Source organism: Dolichospermum sp. UHCC 0352 (assembly GCF_009711925.1).
GTDB lineage: Bacteria > Cyanobacteriota > Cyanobacteriia > Cyanobacteriales > Nostocaceae > Dolichospermum > Dolichospermum lemmermannii.
Window position 1 is genome coordinate 25,157 of the sequence record NZ_VIKY01000064.1, and the last position, 6,608, is coordinate 31,764.

Genomic DNA, 6,608 nt, shown 5'->3' on the forward strand with positions numbered 1-6,608 from the left:
CCTATTACCCATTACCCATTACCCATTACCCATTACCCATTCCTTAGTCAATTTGAATACTTGTTGGTGAATTTCCTCCGGGTGGTGTGATTCCTGGTAATGGGTTTCTAAATTGTGAATAGATGCGATCGCGCCAAGCAAAAAATGCTTCATAATCAGGATTATTGGCTATGCTGGACAATCCTTTCCCTCTCAGAGATACTGGTAAATCCAAATAAGCACCATCGGGAAACTTCAAAAGCATTGATAAACTAGCAACTGTTAAATCAGCTAAAGTTGGTTCATCACCTGTTAAATAAGGACTACCTACCAACAATTGGGTAATAATATCCAAATCTTGTTTTAAGCTAGTAACAGCCGCATTTACCACATCTGGTGTAAAACCGACACCAAAACCCAGCGCTGACAGAAAATCACCAGGAACACCTTCGATAACACTTCTGAGAATATCTGGAGTGGAAACTGGTAACAACGACTTACGAAAACTCTGATCTTGACTAATAGCTGCAAATAGAGCCTTTCTACCTTTAGCACCGATTGACTCATCAGCCCAATCTTCCAATAATAAAGTCAAAGCGCGTTTTTTGGGATCTATCGGTATCAGCAGACGATCTGGGTATTCTGAATCTAAATATTTAGCGATTTCTGTAGAATCAGCAATATATCTATTGCCATCTTTTAACACTGGAACTTGTTTTTGTCCAGTCAAGCGAAATAATTCTAGCTGGCCAATGCCTGGTGCAACTTCGATTTTGCGATACTCTAGTCCTTTATAATCTAAGAGTAAACGAACTTTTTCGGAAAATTGAGATAGTTCCCACTGATATAGTTCTAGCATATTGTATATTCTGCAACTTGTTTAGTTGTTAATTTTATAATTGTATCCTTAATTCTTAGCATTTTTCCTGTGAATTTATCATTTTCTGGGTTGAGTTGTTGCCCATCAAGTTGAAAATTACTCGAATTTGTGTGATAATTAGACTCGGATTGTTATGCCTGTCAATTGATTGAGCATTTTTCCAGACACTTGAGATCTTCAAAATAGTTCACAGCATAAAATTGTTGAAATTGTTGAAATTGTTGGATATTATAATATTCCTACTTCTGACTACCGACTTCTAAATTCTTTGATAACTTTACCTAAATTTTTACAAAAAATCTTGTTCCTCAGTCAAGAACCTTTTTAGTTGGCAGAATGTGATAAATCTTGATATAACTTATATGCAATCAATACAAACAAAATTTATGAACGCTAATTACAGCAAATTATTGACCAAAATTACTGCAATCATGGGATTAATGAGTATCGGTCTTTTAACTACTATCCCATCTCCAGCGAAAGAAGTCCGCAATCCCAATTCCAGACCAAGTATTTTCAACGAACCGCTCTACAATCGTGGTAAAAAGCCCAGTGAAACTGCACCAGTTACCACACCCACACAGCCAGAAACAGAAGTTCCCACTGTTAAACCCACCCCAACAGCACCTCTAACCGAAACAAAAGAAACCAGAAACCTAGTAGTGTTAGCTAATGCTAATGGATCTTTTACAACCCTGATCAAAGCTTTAGCAGCAGCAGGACTGACAGATACTTTACAGGGAGATGGTCCTTTTACCATTTTTGCTCCCACAGATGCAGCATTTAAGAAACTTCCAGCAGAAGCGTTACGGGATTTATTGAAGCCAGAAAATAAGGAAGTATTGGTGAAGGTTTTAACTTATCATGTAGTCTCTGGAAAGGTACTCTCTGGAGATTTGAAATCTGGAGAAATAAAAAGCTTACAAGGAGATCCTATTACTGTTAAAGTTGATAGTGATGGTGTACAAATCAATGATGCAAAGGTAATCAAGCCAGATATTGAAGGTAGCAACGGAGTTATTCATCAAATTGATAATTTGATTCTACCTCCTAGTTTATAGATTTTTAGTATTTGATTGATCAAAATCCGTAAGTTAAAATCCCCAAATTCTCGAAAAAAATCGGGGATTTTACCATGGGAAAAGACTCAGTTTAAACTGGACTTTTTTGAAGAAATAGCCATCAAACTAACGAGCTTTAGCAGTAGTCTTAGCTTCAGTTTGCTTCGCTTCTTGAACTAACTGCATCATCAACTGTTCCAGCTTTTGTGCTGTCTGTTCTTCTTGGTGTAAGTTTTGCTCTAACAACTGGACAACTTGGTTTTGTCCCATTTGTTCCGCTACCTTAATTAAACCACGATAACAAGCTATTTCCAATTGTTCAATCTTACTATGCCATTCTGCCAATCCTAAGTCAATAATTTTGGGATTATCGGCAGCTAAAAGGGCAAATTTTTGACCTTCACTAATTAAACCAACCGCAAGATCACAGGTAATTCGTTGTGGTTGCTCTCCTAAAATAGATAAAACCTGTTTCAGGTTTTCGATATGCTGTTCAGTTTCTGGAAGATGTGGCTCAATCACAGCTTTCAATTTACTATTTTGACAACATTGCCACATCATTTGCTGGGCTTCTAAGAAGCGATTTTCAGCATCGTACATGATGTTCATTTCATAGATAAACTGCTGTTGTAAGCTGGTGATTTTTTTCGTCCCTGGACGCTCGCTAACTAAAACCATGATGATTCTCCTAATGGTATTTCGCTGCCTTTAACAGTCGTTCCATTAACCCTACGTCTAGTCCGACCAATTCTCTTCTTACTAAAGACACAGTAAGGGTGTGAAGTTTAATTGTGATTGCAGTGACAATATCAGACAAAAGTCTGAACTATGATTTATGTGATTAATTTGATTTAGATGATTAATGGGTTTTTTATCCCCAAAATCATGCAAATCATCCAAATCATCCAAATCACAGTTTAGACTGCTGAAAGCTGCTGTATCCACTACTTAAGTGCTATTGAGGAAATTTCATTTTAAAGCTTCCTTCAACAAATCCCGATGTAAAAAAGCTCCATTTATTAAAGATTGAATTTTATGAGGTGACAAAGATTCACCATGATAATAATAATTAATCCAACTTTTACTAATTAAATGTATATCATCTGGTAAATCCTTTAAATCCCAACCAGGTATTTCTAAATCTTCCATTAATCGGTTAACTTTGGGATCATAACTCAATGCAAAACAACGTGAACCTTCACTTGCTGCCATAATTAAACTATGGAGACGCATTCCTATGGACATTTCCACACCGCGAAATACACCTTTTAAAATTTGTGGATCTTCGGAACAAATAACTCTACTCACATCTGGTAATTGAGTATGAATTTTTTCCGCAATTCCTAGATCTTCACTTTTTTGAAATGGCAATAATAAAATAAAAGCTTGGGTTTCTTTCTGCAAATTAACTAAAGCTTGAGTTAAATTTGCTAACCTGTTTTCTGTCAATTGAGGATGATTTCTTAACGTAACTGCAATTCTGGGTTTTGGTAAATCTACTAATTCTGGGACTGGCTTTGAATCTAACGCCCAAACCGGGTCAGGGGCAAGGATATGGGGTATACTCCAATCTGATAATAACCGAGAACTGGAGCGATCGCGCACACTCACTTGAGTACAACCTGTAAAATTTCCCTTTGCTAACCAACGAGTTTGGAAATGCAACAAAGGACCTATACCCTGTCCCCAAGCCACAGTTTTCAAACCCATAACTTGAGCTAAAGCCATTAATCCGCCATAATAAAAAGGGCTAATGCTGCTGGTAGCATCTTGAATTAAACTACCACCACCCCAAACAAAAGCATCACAAGAACGCAAAGCCTTGATAACCTGTAAAACCGCCATGCGGTTGTAACATTCCACACCATAACGCCGATGAGTTTCTTCAGGATTTCCAGAAAGCACCACAGGAGTAACATCAAGTGGTAGCATTTGCAGAAGTGTGGCTAACAAAGCTTCATCACCACCATTACCCTTACCGTAATACCCAGACAATAAAACCCGCATTTTCCCCATTTTAAATTTTAGATTTTAGATTAATTATGCACGCCCTTTCGATTCCCACCTGGATAATTCATATTTCTAGCGTCATTGAGTGGATAGCCGCAATTTGGCTAATTTGGATATACGGTGAACTTACAGAAAATCGGAGTTGGTGGGGATTGTCCTTTGCCATGTTACCAGCTTTAATTAGCGCAATGTGTGCTTGTACTTGGCATTATTTCGACAATTCCGAATCATTAGAATGGTTAGTCACCCTACAAGCTACCATGACATTAGTTGGTAACTTTACTCTCTGGGCAGCAGCTTATCTAATTTGGCGTTCTACCAAGTCTACAAGCCCCATTGAGACACAATCTATCAAATCAGAACAATGATATCAAAAGAAACCCTCTTTGCCCTTTCTCTCTTTCCCTATCTGGGTTTCTTGTGGTTTATTAGCCGCAGTCCACAAATGCCACGTTTAGCCCTATATGGATTTTACGGCACATTGGTATTTGTCGCCATCACCATCCCCGCTGCCATTTACGCCAAAGTCCAGTACGGAGAACAACTAGCCAATGTAGACTGGTTACATGGCAGTGCCGAAGTTTTTTTAACCCTTGCTAACATCTTACTAGTCTTAGGTTTTCGCCAAGCAGTACAGGAATTAGGGAACAGGGAACAGGGAACAGGAAACAGGGAATAGAAAGAATTACCAATTACCAATTACCAATTACCAATTACCAATTACCAATTACCAATTACCAATTACCAATTACCAATTACCAATTACCAATTATGGAAGTAATCCCCGCAATTGATTTACTAGAAGGTCGCTGTGTGCGACTATATAAAGGAGACTACGAGCGATCGCAAGTATTCAGCGAAAACCCCGTTGAAGTAGCGAAAATGTGGGCAGACCAAGGCGCGACAAGACTACATTTAGTTGATTTAGACGGCGCAAAAGCTGGGAAAATCGTCAACTTAGCAGCTATTGAAGCCATTAGAAATAATCTTGATATACCCATTGAAGTTGGGGGCGGATTGCGCGATCGCTCCAGTGTTGTACAATTATTTAATCTGGGAGTAAATTGGGCAATTCTGGGAACTGTCGCCGTCGAACAACCCCAGCTAGTCCAAGAACTCTGTCAAGAATTTCCCCAACAAATTATTATTGGCATAGATGCCCGTAACGGCTTAGTTGCAACTCGTGGTTGGTTAGAAACATCAACAGTATTAGCCACTCAACTAGCAGTACAAATGCAAGAACTAGGTGCAGCAGCCATCATTTACACTGATATCAACCGTGACGGCACACTAGAAGGCCCAAATTTAGACGCATTACGAGAACTCGCAGCGGCAATTTCCATACCCGTAATTGCTTCCGGTGGTGTAAGTTCTGTCACCGATTTATTAAGTTTATTAGCTTTAGAACCCCAAGGGGTAACAGGTGTGATAGTTGGTAAAGCCTTGTATACGGGTGATATTATCCTCAAAGAAGGATTACAAGCTATTGGTCCGGGAAGACTGCAAGATATACCACCAGATTTCAGTATTTCTAGCATTGCTTAAAATGAATTAGCAATATAAAAAAACCTGTAGGGGCGCAGGGTCTGCGCCCTTGATTGTATTGATTATTGCTAGTATTGTATTAGGATTATATTTACTCAATAAATTAGTAATTTTATGCCAAGAAAAGACCAGGGTTGGGTGACATTTCAAACATCCGAAGAAGAACGCAAGATATTAGAAGAATTTTGTCAAAACTCCCAGCGGACTAAAACTGAGATTTTGCGGGAATTAGTGCGGGGACTTAATAAATATTCATCACCGTCCATATCATTATCAACTTCACAGGAAAAAGCAGAAACTAAGCATCCTGAATTTGAAATTGTTAGTCCCAAAAAAGCATTAAAAGTGAGTTCGCGTAATGTTTTGAAAGGAGTAGTGAAACGAGTTACTACAGGCAGTATAAATACCGAAATAACTTTAGAAATCGTTCAGAAAGTTGAGTTAACTTCCATGATTACTAGAGTTTCCGCTGAAGAATTAGAATTATCTGAAGGTACAGAAGCCTATGCTGTGATTAAATCTAATGATATTGTGATTGCAAAAGATTAGAAATACTTAACTTAGATTCCCGACTTCTTTAAGAAGTCGGGAATCTTTTTGTTTACTAAGCTTCGATTTTTACACCTTTCCAGAAAGCAACATAACCTTCGATATTTTTAGCTTTCTCTTTGGTGCTAGGATAGTACCAAGCTGCATCTTTGTTAACTTGTCCATTAACTTCAACACTGTAGTAACTAGCAACTCCTTTCCAGGGACAAGTGGTATGAGTGCTACTGTCTGTAAAGTATTGCTTGTTAATAGCGTCAGCAGGGAAATAATGATTGTTTTCGACAACTACGGTATTATTGCTTTCGGCTAAAATAGCGCCATTCCAAATTGCTTTCATGATGTGAGTTTGAAAAAAGTTAACAATTTATATTGTGACATTTAAAATAACTATTTATTTACGTGATATACTGAAATTTGGTAAAAGTTTTGCGAAATAGCAATCACAAGTATCGAAATAAATTTTAGTCTTGCTAAATTTAAAGACTGTGAAAAAACCGATGAAATAGTCCAGCAACTTGTTAATTGGAAATTAGAGGATGTTTGAAAAGTTTTTAATGTATAAATAAACCCCTCTCCAAACCTCT

10 protein-coding genes are annotated in these 6,608 nt (G+C 37.9%); 5 read left to right on the top strand and 5 right to left on the bottom strand.

Translation table 11 applies throughout. The features are described from left to right. Positions 1–43 precede the first annotated feature (43 nt). Entirely contained in the window at positions 44–838 is a 795-nt protein-coding gene (locus FJR06_RS04505; protein ID WP_015083345.1) for a glutathione S-transferase family protein, read from the bottom strand. Positions 839–1,245: 407 nt separating this feature from the next. Between FJR06_RS04505 and FJR06_RS04510 the strand changes: the two genes are divergently transcribed. Continuing rightward, positions 1,246–1,920 carry a fasciclin domain-containing protein gene (locus tag FJR06_RS04510; RefSeq protein ID WP_168650910.1) on the top strand — a complete coding sequence of 225 codons (675 nt, stop codon included), beginning with the start codon at positions 1,246–1,248 and terminating at the stop codon, positions 1,918–1,920. 126 nt (positions 1,921–2,046) lie between these two features. Here FJR06_RS04510 and FJR06_RS04515 read toward each other — a convergent pair whose 3' ends face one another. Next, positions 2,047–2,598, bottom strand: a complete 552-nt coding sequence (locus FJR06_RS04515; RefSeq protein ID WP_015083347.1) for a ferritin-like domain-containing protein — start codon at positions 2,596–2,598, stop codon at positions 2,047–2,049. 291 nt (positions 2,599–2,889) lie between these two features. Further along, positions 2,890–3,936: a polysaccharide pyruvyl transferase CsaB gene (gene csaB, locus FJR06_RS04520; RefSeq protein WP_168650912.1), complete on the bottom strand. Its 1,047-nt coding sequence runs from the start codon at positions 3,934–3,936 to the stop codon at positions 2,890–2,892. Between the two features lie 26 nt (positions 3,937–3,962). Between csaB and FJR06_RS04525 the strand changes: the two genes are divergently transcribed. The 4 genes from FJR06_RS04525 to FJR06_RS04545 all read left to right on the top strand — a co-directional run bounded on the left by FJR06_RS04525 (position 3,963) and on the right by FJR06_RS04545 (position 6,024). Continuing rightward, positions 3,963–4,298, top strand: a complete 336-nt coding sequence (locus FJR06_RS04525) for a DUF2499 domain-containing protein (RefSeq protein WP_015083349.1) — start codon at positions 3,963–3,965, stop codon at positions 4,296–4,298. Next, complete coding sequence (locus FJR06_RS04530; RefSeq protein WP_015083350.1) at positions 4,295–4,609, top strand: DUF3593 domain-containing protein; 315 nt, start codon at positions 4,295–4,297, stop codon at positions 4,607–4,609. The genes FJR06_RS04525 and FJR06_RS04530 overlap by 4 nt, the downstream gene beginning before the upstream one ends. 92 nt (positions 4,610–4,701) lie before the next feature. Next, positions 4,702–5,475: a 1-(5-phosphoribosyl)-5-[(5-phosphoribosylamino)methylideneamino]imidazole-4-carboxamide isomerase gene (hisA, locus tag FJR06_RS04540; RefSeq protein ID WP_015083351.1), complete on the top strand. Its 774-nt coding sequence runs from the start codon at positions 4,702–4,704 to the stop codon at positions 5,473–5,475. Between the two features lie 114 nt (positions 5,476–5,589). Continuing rightward, positions 5,590–6,024: a molybdopterin-binding protein gene (locus tag FJR06_RS04545; protein WP_168650914.1), complete on the top strand. Its 435-nt coding sequence runs from the start codon at positions 5,590–5,592 to the stop codon at positions 6,022–6,024. Positions 6,025–6,079: 55 nt separating this feature from the next. Here the strand turns inward: FJR06_RS04545 and FJR06_RS04550 are convergent, their stop codons facing one another. Together FJR06_RS04550 and FJR06_RS23920 are read right to left on the bottom strand one after the other, a co-directional pair. Beyond that, the gene (locus FJR06_RS04550; protein WP_168650916.1) at positions 6,080–6,364 is read right to left on the bottom strand and encodes a DUF427 domain-containing protein; all 285 of its coding nucleotides are present in this window, start codon (positions 6,362–6,364) and stop codon (positions 6,080–6,082) included. Positions 6,365–6,411: 47 nt separating this feature from the next. Then, positions 6,412–6,608: hypothetical protein (locus FJR06_RS23920; RefSeq protein ID WP_217359761.1), on the bottom strand; the 197-nt coding region annotated here is incomplete at its 5' end.